This window comes from bacterium (assembly GCA_017744355.1).
GTDB lineage: Bacteria > Cyanobacteriota > Sericytochromatia > S15B-MN24 > UBA4093 > JAGIBK01.
In genome coordinates this window covers 442,143-460,897 of record JAGIBK010000002.1, presented here as the reverse complement: position 1 = coordinate 460,897, position 18,755 = coordinate 442,143, and the positions used below count along the sequence as shown (strand labels likewise).

The window sequence follows — 18,755 nt, the reverse complement described above, 5'->3', positions numbered from 1 at the left end:
ATCCGCTAGTTTTTAGGTGAGTTAGGGAGGACGATCTTGCGAATGCGCCTGTTGTCCATATCGGAGACCACGAGGTTTCCGTCCGGCAAGACCACGAGGCCACCCAAGAACATGCCGAATCTCGCCTCGGAACCCTTGCCATCACGGAAGGTCCCCCCGTTATTCGCCGGACCACCCGCAAGGGTCTTAACCCGTCCGCCCTTGAGCTGGCGGATATACCCATCGTCCGTGAAGTACAGGGTATCGCCCGAAAGCGCGAGGGACCTGGGCCTGGACAATTTCGCCGTCAACACGGGGCCGTCCTCGATGCCCCCCGCTCCGCTTCCCGCGACCGTCACTGGTGCCACGCTCTCGGAAGCGATCTTGATAATGATGTGTCTACTGACATCGCCGGCGTAGATGTTCCCCTGGGAATCCGAGTGCAGGCCTTCAAGTCGCCCAAACGATCCGGTCGTCCGCTGCCCCGGCGCCGTGTACTTCCAGAGCGTGTCCCAGCCCGTGACGTAGAGTTGGTTCTGAGGATCCACGCAAACCCCGGGAAGTGAGTTGGTAAGCGCATCGAGACCGCTGCCCGACCCGTTTCCGGCATACGTGGTGTAGGTGTCCTGACCGGTGATCTTGTAGACCTTAAACGTGGCGCCACTCGTAGCGTAGAGATTCCCGCTGGCATCGCGGGTCATCGCCTCAGGGTAGGGAATGCCCGCCCAGGTCGTCACGTTCCCATTGAGGTCGAGACGACGGATCGCGCTGTTGTACTGATCCGCCACATACACGGCTCCATCGTCTCCCAGCGTCATGCCGTATGGCGCGATATACCTGGCCTGGGCCAAGGGAACATTGACGACGTTGAAACCGTCACTTCCCCCCGAAATGGTGGTGACCTGGGTCTCGAAGCTGAGCGCCAGCGTCTTCGTGCCGAGATTCCGGTCGTTCTCAACCTTCCACTCGTTGGAGGCGGAGGCCAGCACCTCATCGTTGGCAGCCCGCGCCTCGGCCTTGAGGACGTAGGTGGTCTCAGGAGCCAACCCGCCCAGCAACAGCGTGCGGGTGTTCTGGAGCTCGGCGGCGAAAATCACGAACGGGCCCGCCACCTTCACCTCCAGGGGACCCTTCTTGAAGAGCGTGACCACCACGCGATCGGTCTGGTCCAGCCCGTCCGGAAAGCTGAGCTGGGCCTTGGCCGTGGCCACGAAGGGCTTGTCCACCAGGCGAAGCGGGATATCCGCCGTTTCCACGTAGGTGTGTCGAACGAACGTCACCGGCGTGATGCTGTCGGCGTCCTTCGAGATCTGTTTGCCCTGGGCGTCGAAGGCCCGGGCCTGGAAGCCGTACGTCTGCTCCGCAGGCAGGTTCTTCAGGACAAAGTACCGCCGATCACCTGTGGTCTCCAGTTTGAGCCGGTCGGTCGCGTTCTCGGTGGTGGGCTTGCCCGAGACGTTCATCGGAACGAAGGCATCCCCCACCTTGACGAACCCCGTGATGACCAGCTTGTCGACGTCGTTCGCGTCATAGACCGCGACCGGATCGCCGGTGATGGTCTGCACGATCCGCGAATCGCCCATCCGCAGACGCAGCACCAGATCGCCCGGCTCGAAGGCCGGCAGGACCTGGGGAGAGACGGCCTCGGGAGCAGGGGTGAGAGGCGCCAGGGTCGCACAACCCACGAGGGCGATCCCGAGCGATAACGTGAGGCTGAAAGTGAACTTACGCATGGGATCTCCTCGCTATCCTACCTGCATCTCCGCTTCGATCACGATCGGCCCCTGATGACCGAGCTCCCCGCTGGGAGTGATCTCGATTTGCGGCGAGATTTGCCCGTTGAAAGGAACGTCCATGAGCTGGATGTTCAATTCGGCCGAGGGCTTCAGCTTGTCCAGCTTGAATAGCACCACGACTTCGGAAGAGATCGGGCTCGACTCCTCCGCGGTCCGGTACGCCGTCGCTTTGAGGCGGTAGGACTTGCCGATCGTCAGCCCGCCGACCACCAGGCCCGATTCGAGATCGCTCGCCGAAACGGTCTTGACCAGCGGCGCACCGTTCGCGTCCTTGAGGGGCGTCTCGGTCTCGCCCTCCACGCTGAAGAGGCTGACCTTGAGGTGGTCGACCTGCGACTTGGTCAGGTTGGGTACGACCGCCGCCGTGCGGTACACCACAGGAGCGGCAACTGGGAACGTGTAGCCGCCCGGCACAAAGCTGGCCTTCACGGTCACTTTTCCCTCGGTGGTCAAGAGAGCGCCCGAGGTCTGGAGCGAATCGAAGGGGGAATACGCGGTGCAGCCGGCCAAGAGGGTGGCCGCCGTCATGACACCTATCAGGTTACGCATGCTTTGCTCTCCTTACTGGGCACGCTTGGGAAGGATGGGCTTCGACTGACCGTAGTAGCCCGAGCCGGCAAACGAATTCCCAGGTTTCCAGTACTTGATCACCACGTAGAGCGAATCGGCCCGCTCCATGCCGGAGGTCACGCCGAACCGGCCGCTCGTCACGTCGGCAGGCGTCTCCGGGAAGTTGGTGAAGTCCACGGGCGAACCCGCGACGCTACCGCGCACCAGCCCCTGGTACACCGCCGCCGTCAAGCCGGGCTTCGCCGACCAGTTGACCCGCACGAGGGGGCCTTCCGCCTGCGCGTCGATGCCACGCCAGGCCACGTCCAGCTCCACCTGGGGAACCGCCCCCTCGTAGCCGGGAGCCGTGGCATCCGCCAGCGCGTAATCCACCAGCGTCGGATCCCCCGACTCGTCCTTGAAGAAGACCTGGTACTCGCCCTTGGGAAGATCGGTGAAAAGGAACGTCCCGTCGGCCTTTGCCCGCAGGGTCTCGGGGATCGTCACGAAGCCCGTTTCGCCAGGAGCGCGACGCTTCAAGCGGACGGTGACCGGCCCTTGGATCGCACCCAGCGACGAGTAGACCCGACCGCCGAGCATCAAGGTCCGCTTCACCGGGGCCTTCACCGGAGTGGGAGTGGCCATCGGGGAAGGCGTCGGCACGGGGGTAGGAGCCGGAGTCGGAGCGGGGGCGGGCTTGCTGGCCTTCTGTGCCATCCGCCAGGAAACGCCCGCCGTGTACGAGCGGTTCCACATACCGTAGACGTTGTCAGGCTGCCACTGGAAAGCGACGTTCGCCTCCAGGGTATCCGTCAGCGCCTTGCGCACGCCCAGGCCGAAAACGTCCTCGAAGGGCTGCATGACGTACGAGTACGCGGGCGCGTCCTTCAAGCCGAAGTGATAGCGTGCCCCGGCATTGGCGCCCAAGACCCAGCCAGCCAGATCGTATTCGACACCCGCCTCCAGGCCCACGCCCCAGCGGTTGCTCATCACCGAGATCAAGGGGCCGTAGTAGACGTTCATGCCGCCCAGCGCGGACTTGCCGTTGAGCCGGAAATCACCGCCCCAGCCCACTGCGTCCAGCTGCGTGAAGGGCACCAGCACCTGCGCTCCCGTCTGGCTCAGCATGTAGGTGTCATGGCGCAGGGAGGCGTCCCAGCCCAACCCGACGTCGCCCAGGGAAGGGAGCGGTCCGCGAAGGCCCAGCTGCGTCAGCTTGCCGTAATCCGCATAAAGCAGGACGCTGTCGAGCGCGCGAAGCTGGAGGCTGAGAGCCGTGCTCGGTCCCTGCATCATGGCGAACTGGTCGAAGGACGGCCGCAACGAGAGCTCCGCCTCCCCCGAGCGATCCAGGTGCATCGGAGCGATCCGCAGCGAACCGGCGGTCCAGCCCGAGTTGAGCGGGGTCAGCTCCAGTGGGGAGAGGGCGATGGCCGGCAGGGCGATCGCCCCGACGAGCGAGCTGGCCAAGACGGCCTGGAGGATCATGCGCTTCATTGATAACCTCGTATTCAGGTGCTTTGGCGCGCCGGAAATGCTTCTCTAGCGCTAACGCCCTTCCTACGAGCCGGTGAGCAAGGCGCTCTCACGCCGCCAGTCTCATTTTTCGAGATCGCTCGCTGCCATACGGAAGAGCCGCAGGCAATTTTAAGCGTTCGCCTTCTACGCACTCAAGAGGGGCTAGCCCCTCTCTTTAGCGGGGTGCGGGGATATCTATCTTGAAGAATCGACCTGATACATTGCATAGCCCCCTGTCCCAATTGAGCTTTCCTGCGAATTTGAGGCAGTACCCAAAGTCGAGAATGAACCAATGGCGCCAGTGGCGATAATTTATCACAAACCCTCTGGTGGGCAAACTGGATTCAAATAATGCTCTCTACTACCAAATTGCTGAGTGCCTCAACCTACCAACAACACCCTGCGGATAACAAAAATTTATCGTGAGCGATGGAATCCTAGCGATAAGGCAACAACAGCTACAAACCCTGCGAAACTAACCAGAAGCCCAAAATACCAACCGCATCTTGCCAAGAGTAGAACAAGTTCACGTAATTCTGGACGCCCCTCAAATAAGGGATAAAAGTGCCGTAAGAAGGCTGGTGGATAACCTCTTTTCTCAACAAAACCCAAAGCGATAAAGTTCCCCAAGAAGAGCAGCAGAGTGGCCTGGTGCTTTCGAGCCTTATATTTTTCAAAATCCCGGCCTCTCGGCGTTTTCTCTCCACACCATAAGCAAGCATTCGATGAATCCGAAATATCGCCTTCGCATTTAAAACACTTAATGAGCGACATTTCGGATAATAACCTCCGTTGGTGCGAGCTGGTCTGCAAGGCCTCGTTAAAAAACAGACCCTCGACACGTGGCCAGGTTTCTGTTGCGCACAACTGGATTCGAAGTAGTGACCTCTACGATGTCAGCGGCGGGTCTTGACTCGCTAAATCAACGTAGCCAGGTGGCAGGAGAGTGATGAGTGCTTGGACCAAGTGGCCCCTAGGGAAGGGCTTCCAGGACTTGTTTCGCTATCTCGGCGATGGCTTCCTCATGAGCCTTAAGGTCGCTCCGGTCGTCATCTGTGAAAACTGACAGGTAGATTGGCTCCCCCTTCGGCGGGAGGATGATAGCCACGTCATTCACAGCCCCCCGATTGCCCGTACCCGTCTTGTTGCCAATCACCCAGCCCTGGGGAACGGCGGCACGAATTCGACCATGCCCGGTTACGGTGGCCTTCATCCAGGAGAGGAGTTGGTTTCGAGAAGCCTTCGAGAGTCTCTCCGACTCCAGGACATTCTGAAGTAGGCGGGTCATTGCCTCAGGCGTGGTCGTATCGCGTGGATCGCCACGAAGGTTGCTATTCAACTCCGGCTCCATTCGATCAAACCGCGTGATTGGATCGTTCATGCTGCGGACGAAATCTTGCAGCCCAGTAGGCCCTCCCACGAGTGGATACAGGAGGTTTGCGGCTGTGTTGTCACTGGTGATGATAGTTGCAGCGCAAAGATCACCAATGCCCATTCCCCCATCCTGAACGTGTTTCCCAGTAACGGGGCTGTAGGCGAGCAGGTCCTCTTTCTTGTAGGGCACCACACGAGTGAGGTCTAACTCTCCCCCATCAACACCTTTGAGAACGGCCGCCGCCAGTACCCACTTGAAGGTAGAGCAGTAGGCAAATCGTTCGCCAGATCGGTAGCCTAGCTTCGCGGGGCCTCTCATGGCGAAGACCCCCACCCGCCCCTTCAGGCGGGTCTCAATCTTGGCGATGCTTGTATCGAATGCCGAGTCGGCCCAAGCAGCCGGAGTCGGGATCAGAGCTAGGGCAACCGCGACAAGTAATTGCCACCGTCTACGCGCACGGTAGCCCCAGGGCGCCTTGGAAACGACTTTCTTCGAAGAAGATCGATCAAGCATCGGTGTGTTCTTTACCTCCTAGAGCCCCACTAGAGCGCTGGTCATCATGGCAGGCAATCTCAGCGTGATCAACTGGCGCCCTCAATGGCAAAGCAGCCTAAGTATCCCGTAGCAAAACCGAGCGTCTGATCAGATCGGCGCCACCTGACACGAAGCCCCCCATCAAGGGATGGGGGGCTTCGTGGTTTTTAAAGATGAACTCATGGGTCCGGGACGGGGGTATCACGTCGCTGCTACAGAGGTACCCGTTCGCCGCGCCGAGCGTAGTTCGATGGGGCTGGAAGCATCTCCAACCCCATTCAGACGTTCACCTTATTTACTGATTGCTTGGATCAGGCACCCATAGGTCTGGTTCTGAACGGCTCGGATTGCGAAGGCCTAAAGGGCTGTCCCTTGCCGCCAGCCACGGCCTCGAGCTCCAGATCAGAGAGTTCCTCGGCGTTGGGGTTGCGGGGGATGACCAGGACAAGCGAATTGTTGCTTTCGTCGAAGACCTGGACGTTGAGGCCCTCGGGGAGCGAGATACCCAGTTCCCGTGCGATCACGGTCCGAGGCGAGGACATCAATTCGTGCTTGAAGGCCTCGTCCTCCCAGGCCTTGGCGATCAGTTGGGCCTCAAGCTGGCTACGGGTTACTTCCTGCATAAAGGCTGCGATTCCTTTCTGTCTTGCGGCGAAACGGCGAGAGGCAGTGAAGCGAGGCACCCGATGAACGGATGCGCCATTGCCTATGAGTGCAGAACTTGGCTGGATTCATTATAGGTTGACCTGGCGCAGTCCTGACGGTTCCCTATCACGCGTCGCTGGTGAGAAGTGTCACTGGGCTACCTCTGCAACCGAACTTGCTTCCGTTCGAAGCGCGCTCCCACCAGAGAGACGATCTCTCGTCCAGGTGAAAGCCGGTGAGGGCCGCACTTCATCCCCCTTGATAGCAGGGAAGTGGCGCAAGCGTATCGGTGGGTTCAGAGGAGTTTTAATACATAGAGACCAGGAGGCTCTAATCTTAAATATGCCTGATTACTTCTTCGACTGCTTGAGAGCCTTACGGAGAAGAGTCTGCTGCTTCTTCATCTCTTCCATCTGCTTTTCAAGCTCTTCGGGAGTGGTGCTATGGAGTAACTCAGAGACGCGAATCTTGTGTTCGTGCTTCTCTTCTAGTTTGGCGATCCGCTCGTCCAGCTTGGCAAGCTGTCCCGTCATCTTCTCTATGAGGTCATCGCGCTTGGCGCGCAGTTCTTGCACCAGATCGTAAGGTGAACGACGGGTACGCTTGGCTTCCGTGGTCTTCACCTTCCCAGCGATCTTCGATTTGCCGTTCTTGGTGGCAGTTGCAGCTTTAGCAGTACGAGGCATCAAGTTCCTCCTAATGTGTTTGAAAACAGTGTTAGCAATATTCTCCCGCAAATCAATGCGCATAGCAAGCTGCTTCGGGACGCTAGAATGCACCTGAGAATTTCCTACCCGGCCATTTCGGCCTCTATACGGTCAATCTCTATTTTGTGGTGCATTCTATCGGGTTTCACCACGTTTATCGCTAGTGCAAAAGCTACTCGATAGCCCATTTCGAAGGATTCATCATCAACTAAACACCCGTGCAGACGCACCATCGCAAGCGCCTCGGCCACCATCAGGTCTGGATTCGAGTAGCCCAGGTCGATCAAGTGAGACAACTATCCTCCCTGAGCAGAGAGTAAGAGAATGAAATACTCGTTCTCCCGAAGGGTACTATTCAATCATCTTTCTGGCGGGTATGTGACCTTCAGTTGTTGATAAGCGGGAGGATGCAATGGGTTGGTCTGGAGAACTGGTCGTCGATACGTCCACTCGCCTGAAAGACCTTCAGACGCTTCGTGTCTTCTTCAAGCCCAATGCGGCCCTCCCCGCCTATTCGGACTGCCCCAAAGTCATTCAGGATGCGGTATCCGGCAAAACCCCGGCACCTAAATTCATTAGCGGCAAGTCGCTGGCCTTGCACATCTGGCCCTACTTCGTTGCCTTGGGGCTAGGAATGTCGCTGGTTGAGTGGCTTCTCATTCGCCCGAAAAGCCTCCTGCTCTCATCGTTGCTTGTATTCGTTTGTTTCGCAGTCATGATCGTGCCAGTGCTCTTCCATTTCCCACGCCTGCGGAAGCAACGGTACTCCCATGAGAAGGAGTTGTTCGGTGCATTCGAGGCCAATCCCGATCTCTATCGAGACGAGATCTTCAAGGCTGCGATCACCCGCCTCCCTTATGTGGATTTCTACGGGAAGCACGTGACGCTCTCGGACAAGTCCAAGGTCGGGCGCTTCGAAGCCGAGGTGATCGACGAGTTGCGGAAACTCGGTATCCGGCAAGAAGTGAGCGTCGCCAATCGTGGCCGCCCCTTCCTCATTCATCAGTACGAGCTGACGGAGCTTGGGTGGAAGAAGTGGGAGAACGGCGACTCGAAAAACTACGTGCTCGATATAGCCATCCTCTGGCCCGAGCGGCGCATCAAGTACAACATCGAGATCGATGACCCCTCTCACACCACTCGGCGCCAGAAGGACATCAACCGGGACAAGGTGCTAACGGATCGTGGCTGGTTTACCCGCCGCCTCAATCACAATTTCCTCAAGACGCCTGGCAATACGGAGAAAGCCGCACGCGAGATTGTCGCGCTCCTGTACTTCTTCGCCAAGTATGCCAACGAGCAAGAGTTGGAGTTCGAGCAATGGTGGCGGGGCAAGCTCCAGAACGCCGAATTCCGAACTGCGCAAAAGGCAGCGCATGGAAAGTAGGCTCACTATCCGCCGATCCCACTTTTAGCTGCAGGTCTGTATTGCATATGTATGGATTAAATGACTCTATAGATCTCGACTTTTTGCTTCACAAAGAGCTGAGCCAAGTTTGTATCGGACAATTCAACTTGCAGCTCCGCTTTAATGAGAACGTCTGTGTCTCGATTGAAAGCGGATTTAATTACCTACCTTCACCCGAAGTTATTTATGAGCTGTCGGCGGAAGAATATATTTCCTCTTCAATGGTTTCAGTTCTTCTGGGTCACGCAATTTCCAAAGTTGAGAAATCCGGAAAAGGGAATTTGGAACTTACATTCTCAAATGGGGCAAAACTACAGATATTTGATGACAACGAGTACTATGAGTGCTACACGATTTCAGGCTCGCCAGATGGAATCATTGTTGTTTAGAGAAACTCTCTAATTTTTGGCGATTCCGTCCAAAATAAGCACTCAAGCAAGCGATAGGAAGCTCACCCTTCGATAGTGCTCAGAGCAACGGTGTCCATCATCACCCCATGGCAAGATAACCCCATCAACCACACACCACCTCTCTGAGCTGAAGCCCGCCGGATGCACACCCGGCGGGTTTTCTCATGGTCTGAAGGCGAGCCTGTAAATGCCTGAAGAGGGGGGATAGATCCATGCTTAATCCATCGCCGAGAAGGATGCCGTCCAAGGACAAGATCCGGCAGTACTGGTGGAAGTGCCTTGTAGAGCTTGAGAAATTCATTTGCGAGGATGAGGTCTTCGAGGATGACTATTGCTTTGCTTGCGGCTTTGAGGCCGTCACCGAGAGATCACATATCCTGGCCAGATGCGAAGGGGGAAGTGATGAGGCATCGAACCTTCACCTCCTATGTTCGCACTGTCATAAAGCCAGTGAACTGCTCAGCGGTGAGCGCTACTGGCATTGGTTTGAAAAGCGCAGCATTGTTGATGTTGCCGTTCAGGTCTACTTTTCCAATGGCGGCACTTGGGAAGACCTGCTTGCACGTTATTGCTCAGTCAGTGGCACGCCCGAGACTCCGTGAAACAAAATTGTTTCATTCGTTTCATCTGTTTCACTTCCGATCCACCATCTAACCAAAAGCGATTGATCGAAATTTAGACAAAAAAGAAGCCCCCAGCCAATGGCTGGGGGTCATTAGTGGGCACAACTGGATTCGAACCAGTGACCTCTACGATGTCAACGGTGGGTTCAGACTTGCCATCTCGACAGGGCGGCCATCCAGTCTAGCCTGCCGTCCCATCCTTGCGGTGATGCAGCCAGACGAAGTTGCCCGACGGGTCCTCGACCATGGCAGTGAAACACGGCGAACCTTCGGTCGTTTCCATCACGACCTTGATGCCCCGTTGGCGAAGCTCATCGATCGCAGCGCCCACGTCCGGCACGGCTATGGCGACGCCAATCGAAGCATAGGGGCCAGCCTCGAGCCGCTTGGCGATCGCGGCCGGATCGGCCTTGATGAGGGAGAGAGTCACGTTACCGGCGTCGAATTCGGCCCAGCTGTCGCCGAAAGTCCCCAATGCCGGCAGCCCCAAGACTTCTCCATAGAAGTGACGGGCAGCATCGAGATCCCCCACGGCGATGCCTACAAAATCGATTCCCCTAACCTGCATAGACCTAGCCTTTCAACAATGAAGCAAATTGAACGTATGTTCTAAGAACTTATCACAAATCGGCCAGCAAGTCGAACACCGAACCCGCAGGGCCCTGCTTCGGTTGGTCAGCGTCCACATGACCTGCTCCCCCGATGGTCCGAAGGAAGATCCTGAAGTTGTAGCCGTAATCATCCACCGTCTTGGGGGATAAGGGTCTCGGCCCATTTCGCAAGTGATGCAGCCACTCCTCGATCAACCTGTGAAGCTGCGGAGTGTCTGATGCGTCCTCAGATTGCACATACGACGCCTTGAAATTGAGGTACGGCTCCAATGGGATCTGGTAGTTCCATCCCACCTTGATAGCCGGGATGGTGTCGTCCTGAATCCAGCGATGGATCGTTGCTCGACCAAGCCCTAGATCGTGCGCAACCTCAAGCGTAGAAAGGCTTTCCCCAAGCTTCTTCACCGGCTCCTCCGAAGGTCAAATCAGCGTTCGGAACTATACCGTTCGTTCGGATGGAAGTGAACAGAGGGCAGGAATTTCGCCAAAAGGTGGACATGAAAATAAGACAAAATACAAGACTTTTCAATCACCATTTGCTTGGGTATTAAGTGCTTGTATCAGGCGATTGGTTCTCATGGTGGTTTTGATGGAATTCAGTTTGCCAAGTGGATTTGATGAATTAGTTGATAAGCTTCGAGAAATGAACGCACGCGCAAGCGTTGATGGAGTCTCTCATCATTTTCTGGAGTTTGTGAAGACCGATAACGGCAATACGCTTTCGATCAATGGAAACCCGGATGGTTTAATTTATTTTGCAATGTCCATCTTGGAAGTCGTAAAGCATAGAAATTCGGGCTCACATGCTCATTTTGATGAGGTAGGAATAGTTGATCGGGCGGATATTCCTATCGTTGTCTGCTTAAAAGAAGCACCTTGGAGCGATAATTCTATATCCGAGACAATCTATATCCGTCTTCTGAATGAGGGCACTACAGTCTATCGACCTGTTCCAGCGTCTCAAATCACATCGAATATATATATTCTTAACGGCGCAGATATTTACGACCCAGAAGTTGAAGAATGGGAGTTTGTCCCTGGCTCACGAGTTATTGTGGAAAAGCGCCAACTTGAAAAGGGAGAGGTATTGGTTGCAGTTGCCAAAGATTAGCGAGATTAAAAACGCAGTTTGAGCAACGGGTCCTAGATTTCTCCTGCAAGGAGCTTTTTATGATTGAATGGGCTGACCTTCATGACGCAATTTTGTATGCGATCAAAATCGATCCTGAAGAAGCTAAAGCAGAGCTTTCGCTACTGCTCGGATATGGCGCGCCTATCCCGCTCGCGGGTAATAATCAGGTAATTGAACAACCAGTGATGAAGGCGCTTATACAAGTCCAAGGTCTTTTGATGCTTATCTATCCTCATAAGCAGCCTTGGGGAATTTCACCACCAAAATATATCCTGGAAGCCAATGAACCAGCAATGCAAGCAAACGGACAGATGATACTCAATTTGGAAATGCAGACAGGCGACGTCATCCAAATCGAGGCGAAAGCGATTAATCTTCTGGCCTGTCCCTGAAAGACGCAAAAGCAAGTCGACCTCTTGCCAGGAGGATTTGACCTGACACCCTCGGTTGACCCAGCCAGAATTTGGATCTTACGCGGAACGTGGGTTACGTCGGTTGAACTCCTGTGGACTTAGTAGCCCCAAGGAGCTGTGGGGCCTGACCTGGTTGTAGTCGTCGCGCCAGGCCGCGATCAGCGCTCGGGCGTGGAGCAAGTTCTTGAAGACGTGCGCATTGAGGCACTCATCTCGGAACTTGCCGTTGAAGCTCTCGATGTACGCGTTCTCCACCGGCTTGCCCGGCCGGATGAACTGCAAGCTCACTCCTTTCTCGTAGGCCCACTCGTCCAGTGCCTTGCCTGCGAATTCCGGCCCATTGTCGATCGTAATAGCCTCGGGCAAACCCCGAGTGGCGGCCAACTCGCTAAGGACGCGCACCACCCGCGCACCGGGCAGCGAGAAGTCCACCTCAATCGCCATGCACTCTCGGGTGTAGTCGTCGACGACGTTCAACGTGCGGAAGCGCCGGCCATCTCTCAAGCCATCGCTCACGAAGTCCATGCTCCAACGCTGGTTCGGCCGGGTTGGGGCGGGCATCCGCACCCTGGCGGCCGCTGCGATCTTCTTGCGCTTTCGGCGCCGGACCGCCAGACCGAGTTCGCGGTAAACCCGGTAGACGCGCTTGCGATTGATCACTTCGCCCTGGCGTCGGAGCATCGCCCAGAGCCGTCTGTAGCCGAACCGAGGCCGCTCACGAGCCAGTTCCAGCAACTGCTCCTTGAGAGGCGCGTCGGAGAGCGCCTTCTTGCTCTTGTACTGCCACACCGACTTGGCCAGATTCGCAAGCCCGCAGGCCCGACGCTCGCTCAGCTGGAAGTTATCCACCCAGTACCGGACGACACGCCGCTTGGCTGCGGGCTTCACCAGTTTTTTCCGAGTGCCGCCTTTAGCGCCTGGTTGTCCAGGGTGGCATCGGCCAAGAGCAGCTTGAGGCGCCGATTCTCGTCCTCAAGCTGCTTCAATTGCTTTGCCTGGCTGACTTCCATGCCGCCGTACTTGCGGCGCCAGTTGTACATGGTCTGATCGGTAACACCGAGCTCGCGGCACACGTCGGCCACCTTGCGACCGGCATCGACCTCTTTAATCGCCCGGATGATCTGCTCTTCGGTGAAACGGCTGGATTTCATGCTGGCCCTCCTCGGGTTCTATTCCCGGAAGATCCAAATTCTTGCTGACCCGGTTTTCGGGAGTCAGGTCAGATTTGGGCCAATTTTCCACCTCGAACAAGCGCTCAAGCTATTGATAGGAAGCTCACCATTCGATGGTGTTCAGAGCAACAGTGTTCATCACCAACCCATGGCAAGACACTCCCATCACCCACACATCACCTCTCTGAACTGAAGCCCGCCGGACGCACACCCGGCGGGCTTCTTAAATTGAATTTGAATGGGGAGGGTGTGGACTAATTGCAGTCTCCATCACCACAAGCCAGAGTCCGATCAACCGTAATAGTGTTCCCACCCTTGCTAGAACGGATAATATTTCCTCCCATGATCTCCCAGGCATTGCTGCTCAGGGTGGGGATTTTCGCCCGAAAACGCCCATAGACAGGAGCTGATGAAGGAATGCCAACATAAGAATCTGGCGATGCTTTTACCTTTGCAACCAGAGTAGGCATATAGGCTTGAACGCTTTGCTTTTCAGCTTTAGATAGCTTTGCCCAGACCTTGAAAGGCACATACAGCGTTACGCGAGGAGTAGAAGTTGCAAGCCCACGAACATCAGGTTGCTGGATCGATGGGTATTTCTTGACGAGCATGGTGTAAATTTCTTCACCCAATTTTTCATTCTTTGCTTCAGCACATTGGGGAGATGCGAAGTATCCAAAGACAACAAGTGCTGCAAAACCAATCCGTCCAACAGTCTCAAACAACTCAAGTCTCCCAGTGATAATTAAAAAATTACTGAAACATGAATATCTTGTCATATAGTTAATAGCTAGAGCAATGTTTGTCCCGCTCGCCAGCCAGTGAAACAAGATTGTTTCATCTGTCTCATTTGTTTCACTTCCGATCCATCATTTGATCCAAAACCGATCAATCGGGATTTAGACAAAAAAACAACCCCCTGGCTTTCACCAGGGGGTCTAGTGGGCACAACTGGATTCGAACCAGTGACCTCTACGATGTCAACGTAGCGCTCTAACCAACTGAGCTATGCGCCCTCGAAAGTGAGGGAGAGGCGGCACCCAGATTCGAACTGGGGGTGGAGCTTTTGCAGAGCTCTGCCTTACCACTTGGCTATGCCGCCGAAAAAATTGGACCCTCGGGTGCCAGGCACCTTGAGGCCCAAGCCGACTCAAAAGTTACCCTTCGAGTGAGAGCGGGTGACGCGATTCGAACGCGCGACAGCCTGCTTGGGAAGCAGGTACTCTACCAGCTGAGTTACACCCGCGAAGCTTTCTTACTATACCCAAGCAGGCCCGAGGTGTCAACCCACCTCGGGCCTGCTCTTAGCCGAAATCCACACAGGAAGTTAACTTTACATTTCTTGACACTTCATTCGAGCCGCTCCTAGGATAAGGGCGCCCTGAGGCCGGAGCACCGCATGGTTGCTTGCTCGGAGGCATTTCGCGCATCCCGACCGTCTCGCGAGAGGAGGGCCCCTCATGGCCATCGAGCTGAAGCCCGAGTTGCAGTCCCCACAGCAACCACCCGTCGTGCCGCCGGTCCCCGCGCCCCTCAAGACCCTCGAAGTCGCCCCGCGCATCTCGGATCTCGTCTCGATCCGCGTACTCAACGTCCCCAACTTCCAGGAGGCCACCCTCCGCAAGCTGATCACCCCCAAGATCGAGGTCGACCAGCAAGAGCGCCTCGTCTCCATCGTCTCCCAGGGGCTAAGCCTCACCGAGGAGAAGCGCAGCGAAGGCGAGCAAGCCATCCTGATCGAGGTCGCCGCCCGCTATCGCCGGGGCGAGGGCGCCATCAAGCAGCTCTACCGCTACTTGATCTTCCAGGAGAACGGCACCACCTACTGCCAGCGCCTGCCCATGGGATCCTGGGCCCCGAGCGAGCCGGACACCTGCTTCGAGTGGCTCGGGCGCGGCGGCCTCCAGCAAGGGGACTTCGTGCTCCTGCCGCGCAAGCGCCTTCCGGCGAACGTCGAAGAGGTCGAGCGCCCCAAGGCGGTCGGGCTGTTACGGCGGGCCGTGGACGGCTTCAAGAGCTTCTTCACGGACCCGGTCCATGAAGAAGAGGTAATGAGCAGCGACTGGGGGCGGCTCATTGGCCGTCACAATCCGGTGGACTGCACCGTCTACCGCAAAGATAACCGGCTCTACCTGGTCGCGCCCCACGACACGATGGTCGAGCATCCGGAGCACGCCACCCTCAGCGTGCCGGCCGGGACCTACGAGGTGGTCGAGGACCGGGCGAGCAGCTACTGGCGCAAGGCGATCGACTAGCGCGACGCCCTGCGCAATGGCAAGCCCTCGGGGTATCATCCTGGGGCTTTCGCTCGTCCTGAGTGCCCCCTTGGCTGCGGAGGCGGCGGTCTTCCGCCTCCGGCCGAGTGGCCTCGACGGGCCCGAGCCCCTCGCAGCCCTGGACCTCGCACCAACCTCGCCTCAACAAGAGAACCCGTTCTGGGTGGAGTGGATCCTCAAGCTCGCGGATGGCAGGCTGTTCAGCCTGCCTCAACCGTCCTGGCAAGGCTCGCTCGTCACCGCGGGCAGCCTTTGGCGCCTGAAGCTGGATGCCGGCTACAAAGAAAGGCCCGACCTGGGGGTCGGGCCTACGGTGGCGGTCATGGGGCGGCTTGGCTGGCCGTCCTGGGCGCTCGATGCGCAGGTCAGCCTCTTGGGCTCGGCAACTGGGCTCGGCACATCGAGCGAGCTCGTCTTGAGCATCGCCCCCGTGAAGCTCCAGGTGCGAGCCTGGATGAGTCCGGGCGCTAACCTGCTTGGCCAGTCGGTGTCGCTGAGGCTGACTCAGCGGTTTTGACCGGCGGGATCGCCTCCAGGTAGAGCAGGGTGTAGGCGACGGTCGCGAAGACGTCCACCCCGATGAGCAAGAGCCAGCCGATCAAGCCGAAGGGAAGCGGCATGAGGCTGAAGAAGGCCGCCGCCAGGTACGCCAGGCCGTGGACGGTCATCACCCCCATGGCCGGGCCGAAGTGGCGGCGCATCACCGTGAGGCTCGCCTTCCAGGCCTCGGGCCAGGGCATGGTGCCGAGGACCACGGCCTGCTTCCAGAAGAGCAGGACCATGCTCAAGAGGGCGAACCAGAGCCCCGCGCCGCAGAGGCCGAGGAAGAAGCGGTTCGCCGCCAGCAGCAAGGAGGGCTCGATCGAAAGCAGGACCTCGGGCTTGGTCTGCGCTTGCTGCATGAGCCCCGGCAGCAGGTCCTTGAGCTTGTTCAAGGACTCGGGCCCCGCCCAGGAGACCGCGGCCATGAGCAGGGGAACGGCCACCACGGCGACCAGGAGGCCAAAGACGATCGTCCCGCCGATCAAAGTGGAGAAGTGGCGGCCGATGGCGACGAAGAAGTCCTCCCACACCGGCAGCTCGTCACTGGCGGCCTTCGCGATGAGGGCGTACCAGCCCGCGGTCACCGCCAGGGTGATCAGGGCCGTGACCAAGAAGATGATCCCCATCTGGGGGGTGGCTTGGGGGGCCATCAGGCTGGAGAGCAGCGCGATGCCGAGGGGCGGGGTCCACAGGATGGGCTGGGACACCGTGAGGCGCGCAGCGCGCGCGATGAGTTGCTTGAGGGGCTGCATCCGGGTATCCTTGATCGAGGCGGGACGCGATATGGCGCCTGCCTTGCAGGTAGCGCACCCATGCTACCGGGATTCCCATGGGCTGTCCACAACGCGTGTTTGGACCGGAGGGTTGACGTGATTGCGACCTGGATGGACGTGTTCGGCGTCTTGATCCTGAGCTACAACGTCCTGCGAGGCCTCACCACGGGCCTCATCCGTACCAGCGTCGGTGCGATCGCCGTGGTGATCGCAACCTACGCCGCCTGGCAGCATCAGGGCCTCGTCGCCCCCTTCGTGGACGCCTTCGTGCCCCCCACCTGGTCCCTCGCCCTCTTCGCGCGCCCCGTCCTCACCTGGGTGCTCGCCTTTATCGCCGTCAACGTCTTCGGCAGCCTCCTGCGGCTGACCATGCGGCTGCGTCCCCTGGTGGTCGCGGACCGGATCGGCGGCGCGGTCTTCGGCCTGATGACCGGCGTGGTGGTGCTCGCGACCCCGCTCGTCCTGCTCGCCCACTTCCCCCTGCTCCAGCAGATCCCGCAGCTCCAGGAAGCCATCGCGCACTCCGTCATCGCCGGGGCCATCAAGCCCCTGCTCACGGCAGTGCAAGAGTGGGCCCCCGTGATCAACGGCGGCCAGTTCATCTAGAACCGAGTCAGGACTCGCAGAAGGCGGGCTTGAAGGTCGCCTCGTCCACCTTGACCCCGGGCAAGGGCATGCGGATGGTCAGGAGGCTGTCGCGCACGAGCAGGTGATCCGCAGTCAGGAGGCTAAAGCCCGCCTCCTCGAAAGCCCGGGCCTTCGCCGCCTGATAATCCGGCGCCCAGGCGAGGACCACGTTCTCGGGATACCCCCGCAGCTTGCCGAGCCCGAAGCGCAGCAAGGGCTCGTAGAGGTGCTCGTAGCCGGGATGCACCGTCAGGCGCAGGCTCTGGGGGGTGTGGCGGAAGTGGCCGAGGATCCGCAGGTAGCCCACGATGGCCTTCGCCTCGTTCTCCACCACGTAGCGCCGGTCCTCGAAGAGGCCCAGCTTGCGCCGCCAGCGGGCGAAGTTGTGCTCGATGAAGCCCAGCTCGAAGTCCTCGGCCGAGCGTGAGTCGATCAGGCGCACGCTCGCCGGCGTGCAGGCGTTGTGCAGGGCCAAGAGGGCCTCGGCGTCCTTGGGGCGGTAGGGCCTCAAGCCCTCGGGCGGCTCGATCGGCTCGAACTCGCGCAGGCGCTCGGGCGAGAGCTGGTAGTACGAGAGGGTCGCGTAGGTGCGGAAGCCCTTCTTGGCGTACAGGCTGATGGCCGCAAGGTTCCGGGTGTCCACCTCGAGGGTGAAGCTCTTGACCCCCATCCCCCCGTACGCGTCGAAGACGTGGTCGAGCATGGCGCTCGCCACCCCCCGGTGCCTAAAGGCGCTGGCCACCGCCATGTAGTCGATGTGCCAGCGGGTCTTCTGGTGGTTGCCGGGGCTGGTCTGGATGAAGCCCGCGATCGCTCCGTCCAGCTCGGCGACCTGGAGGTTCATGGTGTATTGGTAGGGATTGGGGAAAAGGGAGAGGGCCCGCACCAGCGGGTACATCTGCTGCCACCGGGCGAGCTGCCCGGTCATATCGACGCCGCGCCGCTCGAACTCTTCGGCGAACGACCCTTCGAAGATCGTCTTGAGAGCGGGCAGGTCCATGAAGCGGACCGGACGGATCATCGTGAGGCTCCCCCGATGGGCGCGCGACGCGAGCACTTGGCATCCACTTGCGCCGAGCGTTGAGACACTCGATAATGGACGGCGTAATTCTAGCAAGGTTGAAGACGCAAATCAACAAGGGGCGCCACCATGGCAACCGCCAACACCCGAAAATCCTCCCTGATCGCCGACAACCGTCGCGCGTTCCACGAGTACCACATCCTGGAGCGCTTCGAGACCGGCATCTCCTTGACCGGCACCGAGGTCAAGAGCCTGCGGATGGGGCGTGCCAACCTCAGCGACAGCTTCGCCCGGATCGAAGACGGCGAGGTGTGGCTCCACCACATGCACGTGGCGCCCTACACCCACGGCAACCGCTACAACCCCGACCCCATGCGCAAGCGCAAGCTCCTGCTCAAGCGCATGGAGATCTCGCGCCTGATCGGCAAGACCAAGGAGCAGGGCCTCACCCTTATCCCGCTCAAGCTTTACTGGCACGGCGACTGGGCCAAGGTCGAGCTGGGCCTCGCCAAGGGTAAGCAGCTCTACGACAAGCGCGATGCGATCGCCGCCAAGGACGCCAAGCGCGACATCGAGCGGGCCATGAAAGAGCGTCACCGCGGGGGCTAAGGCCCGGTAAAGGCGAGGTTACGCCTTGACAAAG

General features: G+C 58.5%; 21 protein-coding genes, 3 tRNA genes and 1 pseudogene. 9 read left to right on the top strand and 16 right to left on the bottom strand.

The window, feature by feature from the left end:
• Positions 1-5: 5 nt before the first annotated feature.
• The 7 genes and pseudogenes from J7643_07695 to J7643_07665 all read right to left on the bottom strand — a co-directional run bounded on the left by J7643_07695 (position 6) and on the right by J7643_07665 (position 7,390).
• Entirely contained in the window at positions 6-1,712 is a 1,707-nt protein-coding gene (locus J7643_07695; GenBank protein MBO9540457.1) for a hypothetical protein, read from the bottom strand.
• Between the two features lie 12 nt (positions 1,713-1,724).
• Positions 1,725-2,324 carry a hypothetical protein gene (locus J7643_07690; GenBank protein ID MBO9540456.1) on the bottom strand — a complete coding sequence of 200 codons (600 nt, stop codon included), beginning with the start codon at positions 2,322-2,324 and terminating at the stop codon, positions 1,725-1,727.
• 615 nt (positions 2,325-2,939) lie between these two features.
• Positions 2,940-3,029, bottom strand: a pseudogene (locus J7643_07685) (energy transducer TonB).
• A gap of 1,786 nt (positions 3,030-4,815) precedes the next feature.
• Positions 4,816-5,730 (bottom strand): class A beta-lactamase, encoded by a 915-nt coding sequence (bla, locus tag J7643_07680; GenBank protein MBO9540455.1) that lies wholly within the window; start codon positions 5,728-5,730, stop codon positions 4,816-4,818.
• 332 nt (positions 5,731-6,062) lie between these two features.
• On the bottom strand, positions 6,063-6,374 hold the full coding sequence (locus J7643_07675; protein ID MBO9540454.1) for an NHLP leader peptide family RiPP precursor: 312 nt from the start codon (positions 6,372-6,374) through the stop codon (positions 6,063-6,065).
• A gap of 372 nt (positions 6,375-6,746) precedes the next feature.
• A complete protein-coding gene (locus tag J7643_07670) occupies positions 6,747-7,082 on the bottom strand; it encodes a hypothetical protein (GenBank protein MBO9540453.1) in 336 nt (111 codons plus the stop codon).
• Between the two features lie 104 nt (positions 7,083-7,186).
• Positions 7,187-7,390 (bottom strand): hypothetical protein, encoded by a 204-nt coding sequence (locus tag J7643_07665; protein ID MBO9540452.1) that lies wholly within the window; start codon positions 7,388-7,390, stop codon positions 7,187-7,189.
• A 125-nt stretch (positions 7,391-7,515) separates the two neighbouring features.
• On the opposite strand from J7643_07665, the gene J7643_07660 reads away from it, so the two are divergent.
• The 3 genes from J7643_07660 (at position 7,516) to J7643_07650 (ending at position 9,523) form a co-directional block, all read left to right on the top strand.
• A complete protein-coding gene (locus tag J7643_07660) occupies positions 7,516-8,490 on the top strand; it encodes a DUF559 domain-containing protein (GenBank protein MBO9540451.1) in 975 nt (324 codons plus the stop codon).
• Complete coding sequence (locus J7643_07655; protein ID MBO9540450.1) at positions 8,424-8,900, top strand: hypothetical protein; 477 nt, start codon at positions 8,424-8,426, stop codon at positions 8,898-8,900. Before J7643_07660 ends, J7643_07655 begins: the two co-directional genes overlap by 67 nt.
• Before the next feature lie 233 nt (positions 8,901-9,133).
• Positions 9,134-9,523, top strand: coding sequence for an HNH endonuclease (locus J7643_07650; protein MBO9540449.1), 390 nt, complete (start codon positions 9,134-9,136; stop codon positions 9,521-9,523).
• Between the two features lie 202 nt (positions 9,524-9,725).
• Here the strand turns inward: J7643_07650 and J7643_07645 are convergent, their stop codons facing one another.
• Positions 9,726-10,112 (bottom strand): VOC family protein, encoded by a 387-nt coding sequence (locus J7643_07645; GenBank protein MBO9540448.1) that lies wholly within the window; start codon positions 10,110-10,112, stop codon positions 9,726-9,728.
• A gap of 52 nt (positions 10,113-10,164) precedes the next feature.
• A complete protein-coding gene (locus J7643_07640; GenBank protein MBO9540447.1) occupies positions 10,165-10,560 on the bottom strand; it encodes an excisionase family DNA-binding protein in 396 nt (131 codons plus the stop codon).
• A gap of 499 nt (positions 10,561-11,059) precedes the next feature.
• Between J7643_07640 and J7643_07635 the strand changes: the two genes are divergently transcribed.
• Together J7643_07635 and J7643_07630 are read left to right on the top strand one after the other, a co-directional pair.
• Positions 11,060-11,266 (top strand): hypothetical protein, encoded by a 207-nt coding sequence (locus J7643_07635; GenBank protein MBO9540446.1) that lies wholly within the window; start codon positions 11,060-11,062, stop codon positions 11,264-11,266.
• Between the two features lie 59 nt (positions 11,267-11,325).
• Positions 11,326-11,679, top strand: coding sequence for a hypothetical protein (locus J7643_07630; protein MBO9540445.1), 354 nt, complete (start codon positions 11,326-11,328; stop codon positions 11,677-11,679).
• A gap of 78 nt (positions 11,680-11,757) precedes the next feature.
• Here the strand turns inward: J7643_07630 and J7643_07625 are convergent.
• The 5 genes from J7643_07625 to J7643_07605 all read right to left on the bottom strand — a co-directional run bounded on the left by J7643_07625 (position 11,758) and on the right by J7643_07605 (position 14,118).
• Positions 11,758-12,851 (bottom strand): IS3 family transposase gene (locus tag J7643_07625; protein ID MBO9540444.1). Its coding sequence is split into 2 segments (ribosomal slippage): positions 11,758-12,593 and positions 12,593-12,851, totalling 1,095 coding nucleotides; the frame shifts between segments, so codons are not numbered across the junction.
• A gap of 275 nt (positions 12,852-13,126) precedes the next feature.
• Positions 13,127-13,702, bottom strand: a complete 576-nt coding sequence (locus J7643_07620) for a hypothetical protein (protein MBO9540443.1) — start codon at positions 13,700-13,702, stop codon at positions 13,127-13,129.
• A 112-nt stretch (positions 13,703-13,814) separates the two neighbouring features.
• Positions 13,815-13,888, bottom strand: a tRNA-Val gene (locus J7643_07615).
• Positions 13,889-13,903: 15 nt separating this feature from the next.
• A tRNA-Cys gene (locus J7643_07610) sits at positions 13,904-13,974 on the bottom strand.
• 71 nt (positions 13,975-14,045) lie between these two features.
• Positions 14,046-14,118, bottom strand: a tRNA-Gly gene (locus tag J7643_07605).
• A 214-nt stretch (positions 14,119-14,332) separates the two neighbouring features.
• Here J7643_07605 and J7643_07600 point away from each other — a divergent pair.
• Together J7643_07600 and J7643_07595 are read left to right on the top strand one after the other, a co-directional pair.
• Complete coding sequence (locus J7643_07600) at positions 14,333-15,127, top strand: hypothetical protein (protein MBO9540442.1); 795 nt, start codon at positions 14,333-14,335, stop codon at positions 15,125-15,127.
• Positions 15,128-15,143: 16 nt separating this feature from the next.
• The gene (locus tag J7643_07595; GenBank protein ID MBO9540441.1) at positions 15,144-15,665 is read left to right on the top strand and encodes a hypothetical protein; all 522 of its coding nucleotides are present in this window, start codon (positions 15,144-15,146) and stop codon (positions 15,663-15,665) included.
• Here J7643_07595 and J7643_07590 read toward each other — a convergent pair.
• Complete coding sequence (locus tag J7643_07590; protein MBO9540440.1) at positions 15,616-16,443, bottom strand: hypothetical protein; 828 nt, start codon at positions 16,441-16,443, stop codon at positions 15,616-15,618. The two genes, J7643_07595 and J7643_07590, sit on opposite strands and share 50 nt — an antisense overlap.
• Before the next feature lie 117 nt (positions 16,444-16,560).
• On the opposite strand from J7643_07590, the gene J7643_07585 reads away from it, so the two are divergent.
• Entirely contained in the window at positions 16,561-17,070 is a 510-nt protein-coding gene (locus tag J7643_07585; GenBank protein MBO9540439.1) for a CvpA family protein, read from the top strand.
• 7 nt (positions 17,071-17,077) lie between these two features.
• Here J7643_07585 and J7643_07580 read toward each other — a convergent pair whose 3' ends face one another.
• On the bottom strand, positions 17,078-18,112 hold the full coding sequence (locus J7643_07580; protein MBO9540438.1) for a GNAT family N-acetyltransferase: 1,035 nt from the start codon (positions 18,110-18,112) through the stop codon (positions 17,078-17,080).
• A 129-nt stretch (positions 18,113-18,241) separates the two neighbouring features.
• Between J7643_07580 and smpB the strand changes: the two genes are divergently transcribed.
• Positions 18,242-18,721 (top strand): SsrA-binding protein SmpB, encoded by a 480-nt coding sequence (gene smpB, locus J7643_07575; GenBank protein ID MBO9540437.1) that lies wholly within the window; start codon positions 18,242-18,244, stop codon positions 18,719-18,721.
• Positions 18,722-18,755: the final 34 nt, after the last annotated feature.